This window comes from Paenibacillus amylolyticus (assembly GCF_036894225.1).
GTDB classification, from domain to species: Bacteria; Bacillota; Bacilli; order Paenibacillales; family Paenibacillaceae; genus Paenibacillus; species Paenibacillus amylolyticus.
This window is the reverse complement of sequence record NZ_CP145892.1, coordinates 3,200,597-3,221,415: the sequence shown is the minus strand read 5'-3', so window position 1 is coordinate 3,221,415 and position 20,819 is coordinate 3,200,597. Positions and strand designations below refer to the sequence as shown.

Here is a 20,819-nt window from a genome sequence, read left to right as displayed (position 1 = left end):
TCCCTATGAACGGCTCTTCCGCTTGGTCATGATGAAGGATGCAACGGACAACAATATGATGATAATAAACAGGCAAAATGCGATGGCAGCGCCGTAACCAAATCGTGTGCTCTGAAATGCTACATTATAGAGATACATAATGCTCGTCATGGCTGCTCGGTCAGGACCGCCATTGCCGTTGGTTAGTGTAAATGGCTGATCGAAAATCTGGATGCCACCAATAATGGATGTAATCATCTGAAACAGAATTATTGGACGGAGCATCGGCACGATAATATGGATGAAAATATGTTTCTTTTTCGCGCCATCCATCTGTGCAGCTTCCAGCAATGAAGGATCAATGCCCTGAAGACCTGCAAGGTAGATGACCATGGAATAGCCGAAGTATTGAAAAAACAAAATGGATGATACAATAAGACGCATAAACCAGGGGTCATTTTTCCAGTTAATTGGATCTTGTATTATGCCGGTCTGCACCAAAAAATGATTCAGTCCGCCAGACTGCCAGTCAAAAATCAAGCTGACAAGCAATCCAAGTGATGCCGCCGTAACGATGTTGGGAAAAAAGTATACCGCTCTGAAAAAGTCCCGTCCTTTGAGCAGCTTATCATTCAAGATAAAAGCCAACACAAGTGAGATTGTGAGCTGTGGAACTACAGATACGCCCCAGATGAATAACGTATTAAACAAGGTTTTGTAGAACAACGGATCTTGTAATACGGCAACGTAGTTACCGATCCCTACAAAATCAGGTGTCGTGATCCCATCAAAGTTGGTGAAACTGATGTAGAGGGAATATAAAATGGGATACAGCCCAAAAGTGGTGAAAATAATAAAAAACGGAGCAATGAAGTAGTAGCCGTAATGGTCCTTACGAATCGTTTTGGCAAACATGTTCTATCCCCCCAGTTATCATCGGATGTGTATATTCAATCGCTTACTAATCCACTTCCAGCTCCGGAAATCTCAAGGTGACATCACGTTTGATTCGCTTTACGACTTCTTCCTTGGTCTGAATGTCCTTATTGAGATATAACTGGAGTACAATCTTGTAGATATCATTGTTAATCGTGGCATCATATTTGGTGCGTTCGTATACAGGTACCCGTTTTGCAGCCTCCGAGAAAAACTCGAAATGCTTTTGTCCTCCCAAATAAGATGATGAGAGAGACGGGGCAAGTTCATCATTCACAACCATGTTGCTGGTGAAATAATCCTGTTCTTTCGCTAACTCGGATAGAAAATCGTGGTCAAAATTATAGAACTCAATAAACTTCCAGGCCAAATCCTTTTTCTCACTTTTACTGTACATCGCGATGTAGGTTCCACCTGAACTAAAGGCTGACGGTCCCTGGGCTAAGCCCCACATGCCTTCGGTATCCGGAGCGTTTGCCTTGAACGTATATTGCAAACCCCAGGTTGCCCCGGGATAGAACATGACCTCTCCTTTTTGCATGGATGCAGCGTAACCGGCACTTCCATCTTCATACTCGGCAAGTACATTCCGCTCACGTGCTTCACGTACAAGATCGAGCACTTCCAAGTACGTTGGATCGATAACAAGTTTGCCGTCCTTCACCCAAGGTATACCATCATATGAATTCGATATAGCATTCCAATTCGCCAATGCATGTACTTTATTCCCGCTAAGTTGCTGTACCTTCTCTCCAATCTCGAAGATCTTCTCCCATGTATCGATCTGTGAACCCACCTTCTCAGGATCATCGGTGCCCAGATATTTCTTCGCCAAATCCCGACGATAGTAGATGCCCCCTGGTGTTCCCTGATAACCTATTGCTCTGACATTTCCCTCACTGTCCTGTTCATTGGCCTGAACAAAAGCATATTGTTCCTGGATAAGTTCATTGGCGTTATACGGCGAAGCTGATAGATTCTCCAGATATGGAACGTCAATCAGCTCTCGAATATTCGCATTTTCAATCATAAATACATCTGGAGCCTTCGAGGTTGTCTGTAGCGCAGATTTCAGCTTGGTGATATAGAAATTACCGGGGATGTTGACAAAGTTCACTTTGATGTCAGGATATTTCTGTTCGAATTTTTCGATGGCGTACCCTGCTTCATCCGTAAAACTCCACACGGTAATCTCCTGTTGCTTGGTTTGACTCGATGGACTGAACTGACAACCAGCTAACAACATCGCTGCACATACAAATACAATAGTTGGCTTAAACCACTTCTTCATAGGCCCCCTCCTTCAAAAAGGAAACGCTTACAATTTATTAGAGTATATTGATTTTGGAGAGGGCTTTCTCCACAAATATTGTGCATTAGCCTCCATATTTTGTGATATTCGTACGATGTTTCTTACGAAATTCGGAGGGTGTGCAGTCATTATATTTTTTGAAAAGACGATTATAGGAGTTAACATTGTTAAATCCGTGTCCGATCGCAATCTCCAGAATCGTATCCTGACGGAACAATAAAGCCCACTCGGACTTGATAATTCGAAAATGATTCAAGTATTCCATCAGTGTTACTCCCTTGATCTCTTTGAACAGCTTGCAGACATGGAACTTGCTGAATTTAATATGTTCTGCCACCTGTTCCAGCTTAATGGGCTCAGCATAGTGCTCCTCCAGGTATTCACAGACCGATTCAAGGAATTCAAATTTTTTGGAGGAAGTACATGCCCATCCTGAAGATGAAGATTCATCGGTGGTAACCGGTACTTTGGTACGTAATAAAAGTATGATGAGATCATACAACCTGGATACCATTAACCATCGGTATCCCGGCTTCTGATTTTTCTTCTCGGTAATGATGTCATCTATATATTGAGTCAGATTGCTCTGACTTCCCGTATTCGAGGGAATAACTGTTGTTTTGTTGAAAAGTTGTCCGAGATCCTGAATTTCGGCTTCGGTCGTGAAACTCCCGGTTAACAATTCGAGTCGGAACAAGATAATGGTCAAATGTTCGGTCCCCGGCAAAAAGCAGTGCACATCCCCTGGTTTGATCAGCAGCACATCCCCCTTTTCCAACTCACACACGTGGTCGTTCACGCCAATTCTGGCGCTCTTACCATTGACGAGAACCAGTTCAACCTCATCATGCCAGTGTGCAGCATAATTGAACTGATTTCCTGTATGAATTACCCGAATGGGAAAACCTTCTTGCATATGGCCTGTCTCCAAAAAAGTGGGTACGCCCATCGTATCAACCTCCATTTATTTCCAACGCAAAAAACTCCTCGTCTTTATATTATGCATAAATGGCTACTCTCCTTTCTTTTTAAGTATTTAAATTTCTATTGAATGCAAAAAACTCCTCAACTCAGGTTGAGGAGCCGAACAGAATCACGTTCCACGCATTGGATGTCCAGTGTATATAACGTCTCTACGATCTCTCCGTTCAGCAGTTGGAAGAGAACATGACCTGCAAGCTGGCCTGCATCCCTCTTCGGCTGACGAAATGTGGTTAGAGGTGGATTCATGTATTGAGATGCAGGTATATTGTCAAAGCCAATTACGGATAACTGCTCAGGTATTGAGATATCATGCTCCCTGAAGGCTTCCAAGCCGCCGATCGCCATTTCATCATTTGCAAAAAATACAGCGGATGGCAGCTCTCCTTCAAGCAGTTTCTTGGCTGCATTGTAGCCATCTTGCTTCATGTATTGTCCGCCAATTTTCCATTCGGGGTTCTCTTCGATGCCTGCCTCCTTCAAGGCTTTCAAATAACCTTGATAACGATGGAGATTACATTCCGATTGTGACGGGCCACTAATATAAGCTATTGTCCGATGCCCTTTATCGATCAGATAACGGGTAGCCAAGTAACCGCCTTGCGTATCACTCATCAAAACCTTTACAATATGTTGAGCATCCAGATCCCGATCCATGACGACAATCGGAAACCCTGCTTCAGATGCTTCAATCAGCAACTGATCTTGAATATTCTGAGCGATAACAATAGCTCCGTCAATTCTTCGTTCACGAATGTAACGATGGGCTGTCGACTTCTCTCCACCCAACGAACTACATACGATCATATCGTATCCATGACTCATAACGACGGTTTCTATTCCATTCACCAAATCCGAGAAATACGGGCTGGACATGTCATGGACAATAATACCAATGGTTTGTGTACTATTTCGTTTTAATTCCGATGCAGGACCATGCCTAACGTAATTGAGTTGACTCGCTGCCTCAAGCACTCGGATTCTTGTCGGCTCACTTACATTCCCTTTATCGTTGAGTACGCAAGATACGGTCGAACTGGCTACACCAGCCATCCTAGCTACATCTTTAATCGTTGTCATCATATATACTCCTCAAAGACAGTTTCATCTGTTTAGTCCTTCATGGCAGTAACACAGCAATACACACGGGATAGTTCACTAGCATTTTAACACGTCAGTCCAATCATGTCTCTTAGCAAAACATCAACTACGATAAAACATATTAAAGAAACCGAGGTGCCTTCATGAGATTTAGTGAATATGTAATAGGTCAGCGCTACGAAACCACAACCTTGGCATTATCCAAGCGTGATATTATTGAGTTTGCCACAATCTATGATCCACAGTACATGCATTTGGATGAGGAAAAGGCCAAGCAAGGCCGATTTGGCAGTTTAATTGCTTCTGGCATGCAAACGATGAATATCTCCTTTAAATTATGGATTGAGGTTGGGGTCTATGGAGAGCATGTCGTGGCGGGCACCGGAATGAATAACATTCAATTCCTGAAACCGGTCTTTCCGGATGATGAACTTCATGTCATTGCAGAAGTCATTGGACTGACTCCCAGACGAAAAGGAAACGGGATTGTCACGGTGCTGCTGAGTACTTTCAATCAGAAGAATCAGAAGGTATTTCAGGCAGAATTAAGTGCATTAATCGATAATTAGGCTGAGAAAAGGCCCAAAAAAGCCGCCAATTGGCGGCTTTTCGTAGATATATCACATTGCAGCATTTTTAAGTGTTATAACCTTTCAATACCTGCCCCAAAATCTCTACACCCTTGACAATCTGTTCGTCTGACGGGGTTGAGAAATTAAGTCTGATGGCATTACAAGGGTCTTGCTCGTTCACCAGGAATGCATTTCCCGGTACAACCGCAACCCCTTGAGCTGCCGCTGTCTTGGCAAAATCAAGCATGGGCACATGTGCTGGCAGATCACACCAGAGGAACAGTCCACCATCCGGTTGGGTATAGGTAATGGACTCACCCATATGCTCTTGCAGCTTGTCCATCATCAATGTTGCTTTTCTCCGATAGACCTCACGAATACTGTTAATGTGCCCCGCGTAATCATACTCTGTCATGAACTTGTATGCCAGGATCTGTGGAAGCATGGCTGTATGTACGTCTTCTCCCTGTTTGGCAACAACCATCTTCTCCACGACTTCATGGGGCGCTTGTACAAAACCAACGCGCAGTCCCGCCGACAAAATTTTGGAGAATGATCCAACATAGATGACCAGACCCTCATCATCCATAGACTTGATGGTTGGCACATCGTCTCCATTGAATCGAAGTTCTCCGTACGGGTTATCTTCCAAAATCATCACGCCATACTTCTTAGCCAGCTCGTATATGGCCTTACGTTTTGCAAGACTCGTTGTTACACCGGTAGGATTCTGGAAACTTGGGATCACGTAGATCATTTTCACATTAGGCTCCGTTTGCAGCGCCTGTTCCAGCTTCTCGATATCCATACCGTCCATCTCCATCGGAACACCTGCAAGCTTTGCACCGGATGCCCGGAAGGAGTTCAGGGAACCGATAAAGCTCGGGCTCTCACAGATAATCGTGTCCCCTTCATTACAGAACACTTTACAGGCCAGTTCAATCCCCTGTTGTGCTCCAGATACGATGAACAATTGATCGGATGGTTTACCTGTATCAAAACCTGTCTTCAAATGTTGAGTCAATGCTTCCCTGAGGGGAACATATCCTTCCGTAATCCCATATTGCAGAGCTGTGACGGGGTCATGCTCCAGAATGGATTGAGTGAATGTGCGAATCGCCTCAATAGGAAAGGTTTCAGGAGCAGGATTTCCCGCGGAGAATGGAATCACATTTTGCCCCGAAGAAGCCTTCAGAATCTCACGAATAATGGATGGTTGCAGTGCTGCGATACGATTGGAAAATGAATAGTTCATCTTAAATAGTGCCTCCCGACATTTCATCTGAATTAACTCTCTATCATTACATTAAATTCTATTATACGAGCATTTCCCGAATTTCCAAACTGTCTCCACAAAATTAATGTCTGTACGCCAAAAAAGAGGCCGCCGTCAGCAACCTCTTTCGCATAAGTATTGAGCAAAATTTCAGCCTGTTAGCGCGCTGCGTTCATCTCGGATAACCGTGTGGCCTTCACAACATAAGCGGCTAGACCAGGGATCATCCGAGCCAGACCAGGATAGAATTTATTGGTCTTGGCAAAAGCCAGCTTTTGGATTCTTCTTGCGCGTCTGAGCAATTGGGTGAATTCGCGGCTTGCTTCCAGCGTGTAATTACTCTGCCAATCGGCATGTTCAATATCGCCTTGCAGGTACTTGTCAGTCCACCTTGCACACAGGAGTGAGGAGCGAAGGGCAATGGACATTCCGTCTCCACATAAGGGCGGTATCATCAGCATGGCATCCCCAATATGCGGATATTGGGACCACGGCTCAGGAACGTTGGACAGATGCAGCGGCGCAATCGACACTTGCGTTCCATCTACAGGTTTTCCCTCGGCTAAACGGGCCGCCAAACTCACGTTTGTCAGGGATGCCGCCTGTAAAATATCGTTTACAGACTTGCCACTTCCCTGTACGGTATCCAGTGTCAACAATGCGGCAACATTCACAATGCCATCCTCAATCGGAGAAATTCCCACGTAACCACCCTCGCAAAAATATAACTCTACACGTGCGGGAATCTCTATCCCGCTGAAGTGGGACTTAACGCCAACGTATACAGTTTGGTCCCGCAGATCAGGTGCGGAAGCCATCCCGCGCGGCTTTTTGGTCCCATGTGCCCCGATAACGGCTTTGGCTCTGTAGCTGATCCGCTCATCTCCCTGTTTCACCTGAACCTCATAACTGGCATCCTCAAGCTGCTCGATGCTCGTTATGGTCGCTTTGGTCACAATCTGGGCTCCGGCCTCCAGCGCCTTCTGATGCAAAATCTGGTCAAGCTCATATCGACTTATGCCATATGCGAATCCCGGCAGCGGTGCTTCAATCACTCCGCCTTGTGGCATAACGATTTTGGCATGATCCATGATGCTGGGTTTCTTCAACTGGTCCAGAAGGTGAATGTCCAGAACTTCTAACATCTCCTTGGTTTCGGGTGACATGAACTCACCGCAGGTTTTGTGCCGCGGGAACTCCTGGCGATCCAGCAAAAGGGTCCGATGTCCTTTTCCTGCCAGTTGCATTGCACATGTACTGCCGGCAATTCCGGCTCCGATGACAATCACATCTATCGATTTCGACATGTAAGATCACCTGCCTTTCGTGGGAATAACAACAGAGTATCGGAATAATGGCTTCCATTCATAGGTCATCGTATCATGATTGAGACGTTGTTTAAGTTCCTTCCAATCCCTCCCTGTAAAACCTTTGGCTACGGAAAGAGGCCCATCATGACGAATATAACGATTGCGCGAGATCATCCGTGTAGTAATCCAGACCGCCTTATAGGATACGGGATGACGGTGAATATCATTAATAACGACACCGTATTTGGATGCTCGCAACATATGAGAAACCATATCAACCAGTTGATCTCCGTCAAAATGATGTACAAACTGGGAGCCTGTCACGATATCTGCGGAAGCATCCGGCAGTTGTGTAAGATCGGCACGCTGTACCCGAACTCGGGGTTCGTCACGAAATAGTTGTCTCGCTTCCTCACACGCTTCTTCCGTCAGATCAACCAACGTAATTTCCAGCTGAACACCCTGACGATCTGCCCATTGCAGTAGTTTCTGGTTCACATCCCCTGAACCTGCCCCCACATCCAGCAGGGTCAGCTTATTCGGCTTACCGACTGAGTTCCACAACTTCTCTACACCAGCCAGAGTTGGGCCAGGTGCTGCAAATATTTTGTTAAGACGTCTCAGATGTCTAAGCGCTTCACGCAGCTCCTCCCCTCCCAGAGAGAAGTCATCCATCAGTTCATCTTCCTTGGCTCGAATGGACAATGTTCTAAAAAAGGACATGATCGTGCTCCTCCATCACTGAAGATAATGAGGGGACATAAGTGAATTTCATCAACTCTGCGGTGAGTCCCGGTCCAAATGCCATGGCTACACCATCCGTAGAGGATTGACCCTGTGCCTTCATGTCCTCACGCATCGCATTCAGTACAAACAGAATGGTATTGGATGATAAGTTACCATACGTTCTGAGGACATCCCTGCTATACTTCGTTTGCTCGTCTCGCAGCTTCATTACATTCTGCACAGAGTCCACAATCCCGCGTCCTCCCGGATGAATGGCCCATAGTTCAGGAAGCTGTTCACTTTGCAATAAGAGACGCAGTTCCTCTTCCAGATGAACACCTAACAGCTTCGGAATACGAGGGGATAGATACAGGTCATACCCCAGATTCCCCACCTCCCAGGTCATATCTTCAGTCGAATCCGGAAGAAGCACAGAATAACCCGTTCCCAGACTCAAAACATTCTTGTGCTGAGATTCTGGTGTGCCCACTACACAAGAAGAAGCAGCGTCTCCGAAGAATGAAGCTGCAAACAGCGCTTCCCGATCTTGTACAGGCTGAAAATGAATGGTGCACAACTCTACACAGACCACAAGGACCTGTGATCCGGGAGCTCCCTGCACCACATCTCGTGCCATCTGAATGGCTTTCAGCCCTGCGGCACACCCCTGAAAGATTAGCGGCAGTCGATTAACTCGGGCAGACAAACCCAAATGACGGATGAGCATAACATCAAGACCCGGCAGATATTGACCTGTGCAGCTGACCGTGATGATATGTGTGATGCTCTTTGGAGATACGCCTGAATCCTCCAGGGCTTTCTCTGCAGCCTCAACCCCGAGCGGAAGCGCCTCTCGCTTGTATGTATTCATTCGTTCTTCGGTTGTCGGGATGTCTGATCGCTCACCAGAGGGCAGATAACGGCATTCTTCGAGTGAACCCAGATAGCCCGGTTCCACGGTATATCGTGTTTCAACACCACAGGACTTGAATATTCGTCTGGCAAAACGGGCCAAATCTGGCCGATCCTGAAGAGAAGAAGCGATTAGTTCTGCAATATCTGACTGTGCTACGGGGTGAGCAGGTAGAGCCGTTCCCATGCCAAGAATCGCGATATCGGATGGACTGTTATATTGGTTCATAATAAACCTCCTGGTATTGGTCATTATTTCCTCTAATTTAACAACTCTTACCCTTAACGATATCGTTATAATCTCAATAAGGCTCCTAATCTAGTTTATTAACACATCTGCAAGCTCAGAAGCTTGGTTTCAACATGCCATTGAAGCAATTACACCAATGAACGAAAAAAAGCCGCCATTAGGCGACTTCAAGGTAACTATATTCCTTCTAAGCGTCATTCTGATACACGTTATTTGGAAAATGCTTCTCTGATCTTGTCACTCATCAGGTACCAGGCATCCTCAGCCATCTGGAGATCGCCAAAATGCGTAAATCCATGAGCGGCTCCCTTATACTCCTTAAGTGTCACCTTCACACCGCTTGCTTCCAGCCTTGCTGCATATGTTCTTGCTTCTTGGGCCAGTGAATCTTTCTCCGCGGTAATGATCAATGCTTCTGGAAGTCCCTCTACTGATGTTGCAAGCACAGGTGAAGCCAACGGGTCTTGCGCCTCTTCTGACGTTTCAAGGTACATAGCATTGAACGTTCTGGCGATATCGGCTGGAATGGCTTCTGCAAAACTCGGTTTCTCGGCCGGATCTGTAGCCACATCCAATACGGCATAATCCATAATTTGCAGAACAATTGGCAGCTCGCTACCTCGTTGCTGATTCAGTAAACACACTGCTGCAGCAAGATTACCACCAGCGCTATGTCCCCCAATAGCGAATAGAGACGGGTTAACCGAGAAGGATTGCGGGTTGGCATGGACCCACTGTACAACGTCGTAACATTCATGAACCGCCGTTGGGAACTTGTGCTCTGGTGCAAGACTGTAATCGATATTAACGACCACACAATCAGATCGATCAGCGATCAAGCGACACCATGGATCATCCATCTCTGCTTGTCCCAAGATGAAACCACCCCCATGCATATTAAAGAAGACCGGCAGAGGCGCGGAATGGTCTCTATCCGGTGTATACACAAGTACACGTGTATCACCTTTATTTGTAGGAATCATGACTTCTTTTACTGTGACTGCATACGTGGAACTGGGTTGAAGAGCTGCACCTGTACCGACGACATTTTGACGCATACGTTGTACCATTGCCAATTGTTGTTGTTGATCCATAGATATCACTCCTTTAGTGGATTGCCAATACGCCTTCTTCCGTTGTCACTTTAAGTATAGATGACACTCGTCTATTCCGTCATGTGCAAATCATTTGATATGTATTGATCAACATGCTGAAACGTCAACCAAAATTACCTTCCCCTGCTCTTAATGCTTCAATGTTAACATTCAGTGCCAGGAGATTGGTTTGGGTCCGTGCTTGTTTCCTTTTTTTTGTGGAACATCATCCAGACCCCCATCAAACAAAATAAAACGCTGCACCCCATGCCAAACAAGCTACTGGTTTTTAATGCAAGAGGTGAGCCTTGCATGGTAAGTAACGTCGCTTGGGTCACCACGATGGATACCATCGCATCGGTGAAGTTAATCATTTTCAATGTAGATATGATCGGGTTATGGAGATGACGGTTCGCCCAGGTACCATACACGGCAAAAACCAGCTTGGTAAAAGCAACTGTAGATACGATATACACGATGTTACCCTCATATATGAAGGCATCGCCGATTAGATACATTCGCAGGCAGACCATCGAATAGGACACGCCTAGTAAACACAGGAACAGACCTCCGCGCTTATATACCGTAAGTTCTAATCTATATCTTTCTTCGGGAGAGTCCATTCTCTTGGTAACTGTATATTTATGGAGCACTTGTCCTTTTGCCACACACAGAATCAGATAATATACAGCATTTGTAATGAACCATCCCGAAAGCAGATATATGCCCAGGATTAACTTGCCTATCCCTGTTACCGCATTGATAACAAGGGAAGCCACATTAAACAAGGCTGTTCGATCTTGTTTATTTCCAAGGTAATGGAACCAAATGGACTTCAAATATGTCTTCATTTTCATAGGATATTCATTCTGTTAGAGAAGCAGACCATTAGCCTTTTCACCTACCTCTTAAATGTCAATAACATGATGAATGAGGTGTAGAGAAAGTGGTATACGTTCTCCTCATTCGGCCAAAGATTCCCGAACGCTTTTTGGAAGGGATTTAATAACCATATCATAAGAGTGATCGATCATGACGTAGACATCTTCATCGGATAGTGAACCATCCAGCGTAATGGTATTCCAGTGTTTTTTGTTCATATGATATCCCGGTTGAACTGCTTCATGCTGCTCTCTCAGGTTCTCTGCAATAATGGGATCACATTTTAAGTTTAAACGACAGTTCTTTTCTTTGTTTTCAAAAATAAGCGCGAACATCTTACCCGCAACTTTAATCGCGACTGGATCAGGTCCAAATGGATAATCCTTGGTCGCACCTTTCTTCTTCAAACTGTATTCAATCATCGTATCCTTCAAGTCAGTACCTCCCTTTCACCAGTGGACGATATAATGATACCGAATGTAAGTTCGTATGTAAATAAGCTCGTTGCACATAAAAGCACATAACAAAACCTCCCCCAAATGAATGGAGAAGGCTTTATCTGGATTTATTTAACTCTTAATTGGCTCTATCATTCCTAGTTTTGCTGCTGCGGCTGAATGAGCCATGGTTTGATTTACTGCTACTGCTGTTTGATCTACTGCTATTGGGTCTACCGTCGTTTGAACGACTACTGTTTGATTTACCACTCTTGGCAAACCATTCGGATTTGGGCTTGCGTGCCGGGTTAGCTTTGGACTTCGCCGGTTTGCCTGCAGCCGATTTGTTGAACGAAGGTTTACTGCCTGATGCTTTGCTGGTTTTATCAAACACAGGTACACCTGTCATTGGATACGGATGACCTTTCACTTCAGGAATCGTCTTTTTGATTACTTTCTCGATATCCTTCAGGAATGGAAGTTCATCCTTCTCGCAGAACGATATGGCCATCCCGCTTTTGCCAGCTCGCCCTGTACGTCCAATACGGTGAACATACGTTTCCGGAATGTTAGGCAGGTTGAAGTTAATGACATGTGAAAGTTCCTCTACGTCAATTCCTCTTGCCGCGATGTCCGTCGCAACTAATACACGTGTTGCACCACTCTTGAAGTTGTTCAGTGCCCGTTGTCTCTCGTTCTGAGACTTGTTGCCATGAATAGCCTGTGCCGTAACATTCGCTTTGGCCAAATCACGTGTAACCCGGTCAGCGCCGCGCTTCGTGCGTGTGAACACCAATGCCGTGACGATGGATTTATCCTCCAAAATTTGGTTCAACATATGTTGCTTCTTGCCGTTCTCCAACAAATAAATAGACTGCTCAATGCGGTCTACCGTTGAAGAAACCGGTGTGATTTCTACTTTGACTGGATCAACCAGCAGGGTTTTAACCATTTTGGTGATTTCAGGAGGCATCGTAGCTGAGAAGAACAGCGTCTGCTTTTTGTTAGGCATTTTGGCAATGATTCTTTTCACATCATGAATGAAGCCCATGTCCAACATCCGGTCTGCTTCATCCAGAACGAGAATCTCAACCATCTTCAGATCAATACGTTTCTGGTTAATCAGATCGTTCAATCTGCCAGGCGTTGCGATAATAATATCTGCACCTTGATTCAGCGCACGCTCTTGTACTTTTTGCGAAACGCCGCCAACGATTGCCGTACAACGAATGTCCGTATACCGGCTATATACCTTGATGTTATCCGCGATCTGAATCGCCAGTTCTCGTGTTGGTGTCAAAATTAATGAGCGAATATGTCGTGCGGACTTCGATCCTTGCCCTTTGGATCTTTCGCTTAATAATTGAATGATCGGCACTGAAAATGCTGCCGTCTTGCCTGTTCCTGTCTGTGCACATCCCAGCAGATCTCTGCCAGCTAATACAGCTGGTATGGCCTGTTCCTGTATAGGGGTAGGATTAGTATAGTTTGCTTTGCTTAACCCTTCCATAATAGAGGGGATAATATTTAAGTCCTTAAATGTCATGTTGTCTCCTTCATTTACGCACATCTATCAATAAGACGCATCTTTTATTTCACACGTAACGTATAAGGATACCATTAAAAACGCAATTTGTACATTATCTTTTTAAAATCACTTTGTTTAACTGACCAATTTAAGACCAACTGCCGATCCGAGCACCATAGCGATAAACAGAATTCGTAGGGCATTTCGAGGTTCTCCATAAAACACCATGCCCAGAATGGCACCACCGGAGGCTCCGATTCCCGTCCATACGGCATATGCTGTCCCCATCGGAAGAGTTTCCATTGCAATGGACAGGAACATGAAGCTTAAACCAAACCCGACTACCAATAGAACCAGTGAAATGAGATTACGGTCTTTGTGCAACTTGTTTATCATCAGCACTCCGATCATCTCAAATATACCTGCCAAGATAAGAAATACCCAGTTCATTATAGCTGCACCTCCTTATTCTTCTCTTTACTCAGCATTTTAAGACCAATTACGCCGAGTAAAAGTACACCAATCAGCACCATTTTTCCGCTTTGAACAGTCGCATTAAACAGAACAATCTCTGCAAGTACCGTACCAGCGGTACCCAGGCCAACGAATACGGCATATACGGTTCCCACAGGCAGTGTCCGCGAAGCTGCAATCATCAAGGAGAAACTAATGATAATTGCAACCAACGTAAACCCCCATTCCAGCAGACCACTGGCATGTTTCAATCCAATGACCCAACCCACTTCAAACAACGCAGCAATCACAACCGACATCCACGTTTTATTCATTCTTGTAACACTCCTTCTCTACTACATTTTTTGTACAACCCGTAAGGTACATTAGCGAAAAAACAAAAAAAGCCCGGGAAACAAACTGCATGTAGCAGTTCATCTCCCAGGCTTTTATCCCTCCGTGGCACAACCAACAGGTTGCGGGTTTTCTCTCGGACCAGACCGACACATCCATCGCGGAACCCTAGAAAACCTGTTTTTATTCTAATGTGTCTCCAATTATACACACTTCCACTATCTTGGCAACCCCGTAAATGTGATCACGCCCTTTATTTGATAATCAAACCCATTAATCCCACAAATGTGGCGGCTTGATGTGGTGAAATCACACAACCGTTGAGATCTTCCATCGTCAGCACCAAGGAGTCAAATTCGCAATCGCTAAGATCCAAATCCTTCAGTTTGGTGCCTGTTAAGGAAGCTTGGTCGATGTTACATTGACTGAACTCCATTTTTTGCAGTGCCAGATAGGCAAAGTCCGCACCAATCAAGGTACTTTCTGAGAAGGAGACCTGTTTCAGATGGGCAAAACGGAAATTGCTGTAGTCGCCTAGACCATGAAGGAAATTGACATTTTGCAATCGGCTATTGGAAAAATCAGTTCCGACAAACTTGCAGTTATGCCATTCGATTCGATGCATGAAGGCACTAGAGAGATTGACATTGGAGAAGTCACAGTGTTCGAACCGGACATCGGTGAATTCAAATTGTTCCAAGGTAGACTCCGAGATTGTCACATGTCTAAATACAACATTTTCAAAGGAAACCTTACTCGCTTCCTGTTGATCCAATGTAATGTTCTCGATCAGTTTGTGTTTGTACTCCACTTTGGATTCCAGGAATGCAATCGTTTCCGGTTCGAGCAACTGCTCCTGAATCTTGGGTTTGTCCATTTTCATCCCGTATTCCCCTATTCCTTAATAGCTACAACTCGCAGTCGGCTTCTGTCCAGATACCACTGTCCATCCCGCATCAGTTGTGGCTGTACTTTTTTCTCAACAGCTTCCATAATAACATCCTGTTCCGCAGGTGTGATACCACTGAATAAATACTCCGCGAAGCTGGTCAACCACTTTTTGGCACCTGGCTTGAACGGGGTAAATTGATCCACATGCTGAGCCAGACTAACTCGAAATCCGTGTTGCTCCAGAAGATTAGCATATTCGCCAATGGTCGGGTGATACCACGGATTCCGTCCTTCCCATTTGTATCCACGGGCATCCAGTTCTTCCTGTACCGCTGTAATTAATATAGCCGTGTTACCATTTGCAGCAAACTCAGCCACGAATCGCCCGCCCCTCTTGAGCGCTAACTGTATTGATTGTACTACAGCTGGAGCATCCTTTATCCAATGCAGAACGGCATGAGAGAAGACCGCATCAAACGGTTCTTCTGTCCGATAATGACAAGCATTTGCTACTTGAATATTCATATCAGGGTATTTCTGTTTAGCTTGCCTAATCGTCTCTTCTGAAAAATCTATACCTGTTGGCAGTGCTCCTCTGGCTGCAATTTTGGCTGTCAGATCCCCATTGCCACAACCCACATCAAGAATACGTTCACCTTGGGATGGCTGGAGCAATGATAAGATAGGTGTTTCCTGTAACGTCGCAAAAGGAGCGGAATGACCACTCCACGATTCGTTCGTTTGACCGGATGAATGTCCGTTATTCATAGATTATAATCTCCTTCTGAATTAAGGATCTAATGTATCTATAATAACTTCAATATAAAGGAACTGTCAATTCACTCATCAGATCACTATAAAAAAAGCCGCCGAATGGCGACTTTAACATTAAGAATTCGGATCAACTGAGATTTTGTTCGCCCACATATTCCATATTTCATACTCTCCTTGAATTTGTTCTGTAAACTGATGTTGTCTCGACCTCTACGGTAACTAGCTCTAACCAGCATGTGAAGTATATCTCTCGATGTACAGAATTTTCTTCATACTTGATCTGTGATTCGAGCCTGTCAATCAAAATTTGCCTCACATGGTTTGATAACCACTTCATCACCTTACTCACCAACTTTTCGAATAAACTTTAATCGCTTGGCTCTGTTAATATACTCTTAGTATGCCGAGTTATAGATACCATACGGTATATCAATCGTCTTAATTGATTGCCTGATCCTCTCAGGCACCCTTTTGGTTCTATACGGTAAGCTTTATAATATTACCTGATTGCTTCCATGAATCTCTCAGTCATCGGGCAGATTATCAAGGCATCCTCTGATGCACCCTACTTAAGTCTCAAGCTCGAATTCAACGAGAACGCCAGACGAGCCATGTTTGTAGGTCAGATGGAATCGTCCATTCAGGATGCTGTACTCCGACTTGTTCGATTGCTGGATACGCCGGGAGAGATTCCATTTCTGGCTCCGTTGTATTCACTCTCTATCTCACAACTATCACACCAAAGGCAAACCAAAAAAGGACAACCACAATGAGCCACAATGAGTTGTCCTTTTTTTCAGTATCAAAATTCTGCGTAATATCTTTTGGAATTTTCAAAATACTCGTATTTATGAGAAGGAAATCGGAACTGTTCTCCTTAATTTTTGAACAAGATTAGACCAATGCTTCGACCCGTTCTGGCACGTGGATCTCTTCGTGCAATAATTGAGTGATATCACGAGTCAGTGCATCCACATTCTCTTGGCGAGTTGCCCAGCTGGTGCAGAACCGTACCGCACTGTGTGTAGCGTCAACCTTTTCCCAGAAGGTGAACGTATAACCGCTGCGTAATTTCTCAAGCAAACGATCAGGCAGAATCGGAAACTGCTGGTTGGTTGGTGAATCGTACAAGAAGCGTACTCCCTGCTGTTCGAGTGAGTCATGAATTCTCAAGGCCATATCTATGGCATGACGAGAAATATCGAGGTACAGACCGTCTTCGAACAACGTTTCGAATTGGATACCCAACAATCTGCCTTTGGCAAGCAGGCCACCTTTTTGTTTGATCATATAACGAAAATCTGGTTTTAGTGCATCATTCAGGATAACAACCGCCTCTCCCATCAATGCGCCAATCTTGGTTCCCCCGATGTAAAACACATCACACAAGCGTGCAAGATCAGCAAGTGTCATATCGCAATCGCGTGAAGCGAGTGCATATCCAAGACGTGCTCCATCCACGAAAAAAGGAAGACCATATGCTCTGCTCACTGTATACAATGCTTGCAGTTCTGCCTTGCTGTACATCGTTCCATTCTCCGTTGGTTGGGATATGTAGACCATTCCTGGTTGAACACAGTGTTCCGGAGACGACTCATTCATGTGTGCACCGTAGACGGCTCTAACCTGCTCAGGCGTGATCTTTCCGTCCTCGCTTGGAACTGTGAGTACCTTATGTCCCGTAGCTTCAATAGCTCCGGTTTCATGAACCGCAATGTGTCCCGAGGACGCAGCAATCACACCTTGATATGGACGCAAAATAGAGGCAATCACCGTTGTATTTGTCTGTGTACCACCAACCAGGAAATGAACATCAGCTTGCTCATTGTCACAAGCCTGACGAATAAGCATTCTCGCCCGTTCGCAGTGTCCATCCGTGCCATACCCGCTCGTCTGTTCCATATTGGTTTCCATCAGTCTTTGTAAAATGCGTTCATGCGCACCTTCGTTATAATCACATTCAAATCGTATCATCGTGTTGTCTCTCCTGCCTTCTTGTTCAACTTCTCTTGTATGTTCATCATGGAGGTGTATACCTCTTGAATCTCTTCTTCATTCAATTCTTGCATCAGCTTCAGGATCTGTTGATCGGATCGGTCATTCAATTGGGCATACAGTTCCTCACCCTTGGCTGTCAGACGAATCAGACTGACCCGGCTGTCGGCCGCAGAATCCACTTTCACCAGCAGTCCTTCCTTGGACAGCTTGTTCACAATTCGGCTCATGTAACTGCGATCAATGGTCAGTGTATCTACCAGATTATTCGCAATGCTCTCTCCCCGAATTCCAATCTCAATAATGACTCGTACTTCTGCAAACGAATACCCTGTTCCGAGAATATGTTTATCGAGTACACCGAGTATGTTGGTATAAAAACGGTTAAAACGTCGCATGTCAGCGAGTATATCTGGATTTATGTACTGAGAGTCGATGTCAAACCCTCCTTTTTAGTGGACATTGTCAACATTATAATAATCACGTTAGTGGACGTTGTCAACATTATATTTTACATAGCATTTTATAACTTCATTTTTAATATCCAATCAATAAAAAAAGCCACGCATATGCGCGGCAAGGTTTACTTGTTTTAGTACTTTATCCAGATACTTAGTCAGCTGCTTAAGTTTCTATATAAATTGAACTAAACATTTACACAAAACGGAGAGGACAGAAATAACCTGAAGAAGCGAAGCATTCGCCTACAAGCTTTCTGCAAGAAAGCTACATCGGAAGCATACACTATCCCCGGATTTCCCCTTTAGATAAGAGGAATAAAAAAATCTGGGGATAACAGCGATCGGAAGGTTGTTCTGTCATCGGAGTGGCTAGTGTAAATTCAATTTACATGGATTAAGAGTGACTATATTGCACCTGATGAAGACGGCTGTATATCCCTCCAGCGGCGACCAATTCCTCGTGGTTGCCCTGCTCAGCGATACCATCTGTGTTTACTACGATAATTCGATCTGCATTCTTGATAGTTGTCAGTCTGTGTGCAATCACAAGTGTAGTTCTGCCCACCGACAATTCAGCGAGTGATTGCTGGATCAGTGCTTCCGTTTCCGTATCCAGCGCTGAGGTTGCCTCATCCAGAATAAGAATGGGTGGATTTTTCAAGAACATACGAGCAATAGATAACCGTTGCTTCTGTCCTCCGGACAGCTTGACTCCACGCTCGCCAATGACAGTATCCATACCATCCGGCAACGTAAGAATCAATTCCTCCAATGAGGCACGACGGGCGGCATCCCAGATTTGTTCATCCGTTGCACTCAGATCACCATAAGCAATATTCTCCTTAATGGTACCCGAGAACAAAAATACATCCTGCTGAACGATTCCGATATGTTTGCGCAAGGATTGAAGCTTAACGTCGCGAATGTCCACACCATCTACAGTGATACGTCCCTCTTCTACCTCATAGAATCGGGGCAACAGGCTACAGATTGTCGTTTTACCTGCACCCGAAGGTCCAACAAAAGCAACCGTTTCGCCTGGTCGAACAGACAGACTGATATCACTTAGAATTCGCCGACTGGATTCATATCCGAACGAGACGTTCTCGAAGCGAATATCACCTTTCACACTTTCGAATTCAACGGCGTTTTTGCTATCCGCAATCTCAGGTTCTGTATCAATGATCTCCAGATAACGCTTGAAACCAGCAATGCCCTTTGGATAACTTTCTATGACGGCATTGATTTTCTCAATCGGGCGGAAGAAGATATTAGACAGAAGCAGGAAGGCCATAAAGTCACCCATATTGATTCTGCCATCGATATAAAACCAAGCCCCGCTGATCATGACAAACACCGTAACCAGTCGCATCATCATATAACTGACCGAGATACTTTTCGCCATCGTTTTATAGGCAAGCAGTTTGGTTTTACGGAAATTCTGATTGTCCACTGCAAAAAGTTCTTTCTCATGTTCTTCGTTGGCGAACGATTGCACAACACGCATACCGCCGACGTTGTCTTCAATACGCGCATTGAAATTGCCGACATCTCCGAAAAGTCGCCGATACGTCTTTGTCATCCGACCACCAAATACGATAATCACCCAAGCCATTATTGGGATAATGATAAAGGTAAGCAGCGCAAGCTCCAGATTAATGTTAGCCATCAGCCAGAACGATCCGATTAATGTCATTACTGCGATGAATACATCTTCAGGCCCATGGTGAGCAACCTCGCCGATATCATTCAGATCATTCGTAAGATGACCAATTAAGTGGCCTGTTTTACGATTATCAAAGAACCGGAAGGACAGCTTCTGCAAGTGAGCGAACATCTTCTCACGCATGTTGGTCTCAATGTTAATGCCCAGCATATGTCCCCAATATGTAACTACATAGTTCAATACGGTATTAAGTGCATAGATGGATAACAGCACAACACAGGCAAGCATAATGAGAGGCCAATCCTGACCTGGCAACAATTCATTAATGAATTTGCTGACGGCAAGGGGGAAAGCCAACTCCAGAAGACCTGCGAGTACAGCGCATCCAAAATCAATCAAAAACAGTTTTTTATAGGGACGATAATACGAAAAAAAACGACGAATCATACTTATTCACTCTCACTCTCCAGATCCTTATTGGGGTTTACATCTTCATTTTGCAGCTCGAAAAGATGGACATACTCGTCGATGACCTGATCAATAGCTTTTAACTCCCCACTGATCACCGGGCGAATATGTTCATACTCCTCCTGTCCAAGTTGTCGGACAAGCGTTGTTCTCCGATTCTGCATTTGTTCCAGAAATACAAGAATTCGGCCGCGACGGAATGTCTGCGCACCACGGCCCCGTTTTCCCTCATGTTCACCATGACCCCTTCCACGTCTGGAACGTTCACCACGTTGCTCATTGTCACTCATATCGCGTCTCGGACGCTCACCTTGACGTACACTTCCATCCATCTCTTCGATAGGACGATCTCTCATTTGTGCCACCCCCATTACGTGTATACATACGTATACAACATATTCATGTATACGATTGTATACGTGACAAAAATAAGTGTCAACCTAAATTTTCCAATAGAGTAA

At 44.8% G+C, this 20,819-nt stretch carries 22 protein-coding genes and 1 riboswitch; of the genes, 2 read left to right on the top strand and 20 right to left on the bottom strand.

The features are described from left to right. Positions 1 to 3 precede the first annotated feature (3 nt). The 4 genes from V6668_RS14430 to V6668_RS14415 form a co-directional block, all read right to left on the bottom strand. The gene (locus tag V6668_RS14430; protein ID WP_036608160.1) at positions 4 to 894 is read right to left on the bottom strand and encodes a carbohydrate ABC transporter permease; all 891 of its coding nucleotides are present in this window, start codon (positions 892 to 894) and stop codon (positions 4 to 6) included. Positions 895 to 940: 46 nt separating this feature from the next. Beyond that, a complete protein-coding gene (locus V6668_RS14425; RefSeq protein WP_036608163.1) occupies positions 941 to 2,206 on the bottom strand; it encodes an ABC transporter substrate-binding protein in 1,266 nt (421 codons plus the stop codon). 85 nt (positions 2,207 to 2,291) lie between these two features. Beyond that, complete coding sequence (locus V6668_RS14420) at positions 2,292 to 3,176, bottom strand: AraC family transcriptional regulator (RefSeq protein WP_017688600.1); 885 nt, start codon at positions 3,174 to 3,176, stop codon at positions 2,292 to 2,294. A gap of 116 nt (positions 3,177 to 3,292) precedes the next feature. Next, positions 3,293 to 4,291, bottom strand: coding sequence for a LacI family DNA-binding transcriptional regulator (locus tag V6668_RS14415; RefSeq protein WP_338708764.1), 999 nt, complete (start codon positions 4,289 to 4,291; stop codon positions 3,293 to 3,295). 161 nt (positions 4,292 to 4,452) lie between these two features. Here V6668_RS14415 and V6668_RS14410 point away from each other — a divergent pair, with 161 nt between their 5' ends. Beyond that, positions 4,453 to 4,878: a MaoC family dehydratase gene (locus V6668_RS14410; RefSeq protein ID WP_338708763.1), complete on the top strand. Its 426-nt coding sequence runs from the start codon at positions 4,453 to 4,455 to the stop codon at positions 4,876 to 4,878. A gap of 67 nt (positions 4,879 to 4,945) precedes the next feature. Here V6668_RS14410 and V6668_RS14405 read toward each other — a convergent pair whose 3' ends face one another. The 12 genes from V6668_RS14405 to V6668_RS14350 all read right to left on the bottom strand — a co-directional run bounded on the left by V6668_RS14405 (position 4,946) and on the right by V6668_RS14350 (position 15,762). Then, on the bottom strand, positions 4,946 to 6,136 hold the full coding sequence (locus V6668_RS14405) for a PLP-dependent aminotransferase family protein (RefSeq protein WP_338708762.1): 1,191 nt from the start codon (positions 6,134 to 6,136) through the stop codon (positions 4,946 to 4,948). A 179-nt stretch (positions 6,137 to 6,315) separates the two neighbouring features. Next, positions 6,316 to 7,464 carry an NAD(P)/FAD-dependent oxidoreductase gene (locus tag V6668_RS14400; RefSeq protein WP_338708761.1) on the bottom strand — a complete coding sequence of 383 codons (1,149 nt, stop codon included), beginning with the start codon at positions 7,462 to 7,464 and terminating at the stop codon, positions 6,316 to 6,318. Positions 7,465 to 7,470: 6 nt separating this feature from the next. Continuing rightward, positions 7,471 to 8,190 carry a methyltransferase domain-containing protein gene (locus V6668_RS14395; RefSeq protein ID WP_338708760.1) on the bottom strand — a complete coding sequence of 240 codons (720 nt, stop codon included), beginning with the start codon at positions 8,188 to 8,190 and terminating at the stop codon, positions 7,471 to 7,473. Continuing rightward, positions 8,177 to 9,334, bottom strand: a complete 1,158-nt coding sequence (locus V6668_RS14390) for a type III polyketide synthase (RefSeq protein WP_338708759.1) — start codon at positions 9,332 to 9,334, stop codon at positions 8,177 to 8,179. Before V6668_RS14390 ends, V6668_RS14395 begins: the two co-directional genes overlap by 14 nt. 230 nt (positions 9,335 to 9,564) lie before the next feature. Then, complete coding sequence (locus V6668_RS14385) at positions 9,565 to 10,449, bottom strand: alpha/beta hydrolase (RefSeq protein WP_338708758.1); 885 nt, start codon at positions 10,447 to 10,449, stop codon at positions 9,565 to 9,567. Positions 10,450 to 10,613: 164 nt separating this feature from the next. Next, on the bottom strand, positions 10,614 to 11,306 hold the full coding sequence (locus tag V6668_RS14380) for a hypothetical protein (RefSeq protein ID WP_036608182.1): 693 nt from the start codon (positions 11,304 to 11,306) through the stop codon (positions 10,614 to 10,616). A gap of 105 nt (positions 11,307 to 11,411) precedes the next feature. Next, positions 11,412 to 11,765 (bottom strand): MmcQ/YjbR family DNA-binding protein, encoded by a 354-nt coding sequence (locus V6668_RS14375; RefSeq protein WP_076317967.1) that lies wholly within the window; start codon positions 11,763 to 11,765, stop codon positions 11,412 to 11,414. A gap of 142 nt (positions 11,766 to 11,907) precedes the next feature. Further along, positions 11,908 to 13,314: a DEAD/DEAH box helicase gene (locus tag V6668_RS14370; RefSeq protein WP_036608186.1), complete on the bottom strand. Its 1,407-nt coding sequence runs from the start codon at positions 13,312 to 13,314 to the stop codon at positions 11,908 to 11,910. A 117-nt stretch (positions 13,315 to 13,431) separates the two neighbouring features. Further along, positions 13,432 to 13,746: a DMT family transporter gene (locus V6668_RS14365; protein ID WP_100528056.1), complete on the bottom strand. Its 315-nt coding sequence runs from the start codon at positions 13,744 to 13,746 to the stop codon at positions 13,432 to 13,434. Next, complete coding sequence (locus tag V6668_RS14360) at positions 13,746 to 14,084, bottom strand: DMT family transporter (RefSeq protein WP_100528055.1); 339 nt, start codon at positions 14,082 to 14,084, stop codon at positions 13,746 to 13,748. The genes V6668_RS14365 and V6668_RS14360 overlap by 1 nt, the downstream gene beginning before the upstream one ends. A 101-nt stretch (positions 14,085 to 14,185) precedes the next feature. Continuing rightward, a riboswitch (guanidine-I (ykkC/yxkD leader) is annotated at positions 14,186 to 14,286 on the bottom strand. Positions 14,287 to 14,356: 70 nt separating this feature from the next. Then, complete coding sequence (locus tag V6668_RS14355; RefSeq protein ID WP_338708757.1) at positions 14,357 to 14,986, bottom strand: pentapeptide repeat-containing protein; 630 nt, start codon at positions 14,984 to 14,986, stop codon at positions 14,357 to 14,359. Between the two features lie 11 nt (positions 14,987 to 14,997). Then, positions 14,998 to 15,762: a methyltransferase domain-containing protein gene (locus V6668_RS14350; RefSeq protein ID WP_338708756.1), complete on the bottom strand. Its 765-nt coding sequence runs from the start codon at positions 15,760 to 15,762 to the stop codon at positions 14,998 to 15,000. 509 nt (positions 15,763 to 16,271) lie between these two features. Between V6668_RS14350 and V6668_RS14345 the strand changes: the two genes are divergently transcribed. Next, positions 16,272 to 16,541 (top strand): AraC family transcriptional regulator, encoded by a 270-nt coding sequence (locus tag V6668_RS14345; RefSeq protein ID WP_422395280.1) that lies wholly within the window; start codon positions 16,272 to 16,274, stop codon positions 16,539 to 16,541. Positions 16,542 to 16,662: 121 nt separating this feature from the next. On the opposite strand, the gene V6668_RS14340 is transcribed toward V6668_RS14345, so the two are convergent. The 4 genes from V6668_RS14340 to V6668_RS14325 all read right to left on the bottom strand — a co-directional run bounded on the left by V6668_RS14340 (position 16,663) and on the right by V6668_RS14325 (position 20,714). Beyond that, positions 16,663 to 17,742, bottom strand: a complete 1,080-nt coding sequence (locus V6668_RS14340) for a low specificity L-threonine aldolase (protein WP_338708755.1) — start codon at positions 17,740 to 17,742, stop codon at positions 16,663 to 16,665. After that, positions 17,739 to 18,161: a MarR family winged helix-turn-helix transcriptional regulator gene (locus V6668_RS14335; RefSeq protein ID WP_036670809.1), complete on the bottom strand. Its 423-nt coding sequence runs from the start codon at positions 18,159 to 18,161 to the stop codon at positions 17,739 to 17,741. Before V6668_RS14335 ends, V6668_RS14340 begins: the two co-directional genes overlap by 4 nt. A gap of 457 nt (positions 18,162 to 18,618) precedes the next feature. Continuing rightward, positions 18,619 to 20,337: an ABC transporter ATP-binding protein gene (locus tag V6668_RS14330; RefSeq protein WP_100528051.1), complete on the bottom strand. Its 1,719-nt coding sequence runs from the start codon at positions 20,335 to 20,337 to the stop codon at positions 18,619 to 18,621. Between the two features lie 2 nt (positions 20,338 to 20,339). Continuing rightward, the gene (locus tag V6668_RS14325; RefSeq protein ID WP_338708754.1) at positions 20,340 to 20,714 is read right to left on the bottom strand and encodes a hypothetical protein; all 375 of its coding nucleotides are present in this window, start codon (positions 20,712 to 20,714) and stop codon (positions 20,340 to 20,342) included. Positions 20,715 to 20,819 lie beyond the last annotated feature (105 nt).

Bases quoted from the DNA above. Each gene is read 5' to 3' on its own strand.
- V6668_RS14385 (WP_338708758.1), bottom strand. From the start codon at position 10,449: ATGGATCAACAACAACAATTGGCAATGGTACAACGTATGCGTCAAAAT.
- V6668_RS14390 (WP_338708759.1), bottom strand. From the start codon at position 9,334: ATGAACCAATATAACAGTCCATCCGATATCGCGATTCTTGGCATGGGA.
- V6668_RS14365 (WP_100528056.1), bottom strand. From the start codon at position 13,746: ATGAACTGGGTATTTCTTATCTTGGCAGGTATATTTGAGATGATCGGA.
- V6668_RS14330 (WP_100528051.1), bottom strand. From the start codon at position 20,337: ATGATTCGTCGTTTTTTTTCGTATTATCGTCCCTATAAAAAACTGTTT.
- V6668_RS14400 (WP_338708761.1), bottom strand. From the start codon at position 7,464: ATGTCGAAATCGATAGATGTGATTGTCATCGGAGCCGGAATTGCCGGC.
- V6668_RS14410 (WP_338708763.1), top strand. From the start codon at position 4,453: ATGAGATTTAGTGAATATGTAATAGGTCAGCGCTACGAAACCACAACC.
- V6668_RS14380 (WP_036608182.1), bottom strand. From the start codon at position 11,306: ATGAAAATGAAGACATATTTGAAGTCCATTTGGTTCCATTACCTTGGA.
- V6668_RS14370 (WP_036608186.1), bottom strand. From the start codon at position 13,314: ATGACATTTAAGGACTTAAATATTATCCCCTCTATTATGGAAGGGTTA.
- V6668_RS14360 (WP_100528055.1), bottom strand. From the start codon at position 14,084: ATGAATAAAACGTGGATGTCGGTTGTGATTGCTGCGTTGTTTGAAGTG.
- V6668_RS14405 (WP_338708762.1), bottom strand. From the start codon at position 6,136: ATGAACTATTCATTTTCCAATCGTATCGCAGCACTGCAACCATCCATT.
- V6668_RS14395 (WP_338708760.1), bottom strand. From the start codon at position 8,190: ATGTCCTTTTTTAGAACATTGTCCATTCGAGCCAAGGAAGATGAACTG.
- V6668_RS14420 (WP_017688600.1), bottom strand. From the start codon at position 3,176: ATGGGCGTACCCACTTTTTTGGAGACAGGCCATATGCAAGAAGGTTTT.
- V6668_RS14425 (WP_036608163.1), bottom strand. From the start codon at position 2,206: ATGAAGAAGTGGTTTAAGCCAACTATTGTATTTGTATGTGCAGCGATG.
- V6668_RS14340 (WP_338708755.1), bottom strand. From the start codon at position 17,742: ATGATACGATTTGAATGTGATTATAACGAAGGTGCGCATGAACGCATT.
- V6668_RS14335 (WP_036670809.1), bottom strand. From the start codon at position 18,161: ATGCGACGTTTTAACCGTTTTTATACCAACATACTCGGTGTACTCGAT.
- V6668_RS14430 (WP_036608160.1), bottom strand. From the start codon at position 894: ATGTTTGCCAAAACGATTCGTAAGGACCATTACGGCTACTACTTCATT.
- V6668_RS14355 (WP_338708757.1), bottom strand. From the start codon at position 14,986: ATGAAAATGGACAAACCCAAGATTCAGGAGCAGTTGCTCGAACCGGAA.
- V6668_RS14325 (WP_338708754.1), bottom strand. From the start codon at position 20,714: ATGAGAGATCGTCCTATCGAAGAGATGGATGGAAGTGTACGTCAAGGT.
- V6668_RS14350 (WP_338708756.1), bottom strand. From the start codon at position 15,762: ATGAATAACGGACATTCATCCGGTCAAACGAACGAATCGTGGAGTGGT.
- V6668_RS14415 (WP_338708764.1), bottom strand. From the start codon at position 4,291: ATGATGACAACGATTAAAGATGTAGCTAGGATGGCTGGTGTAGCCAGT.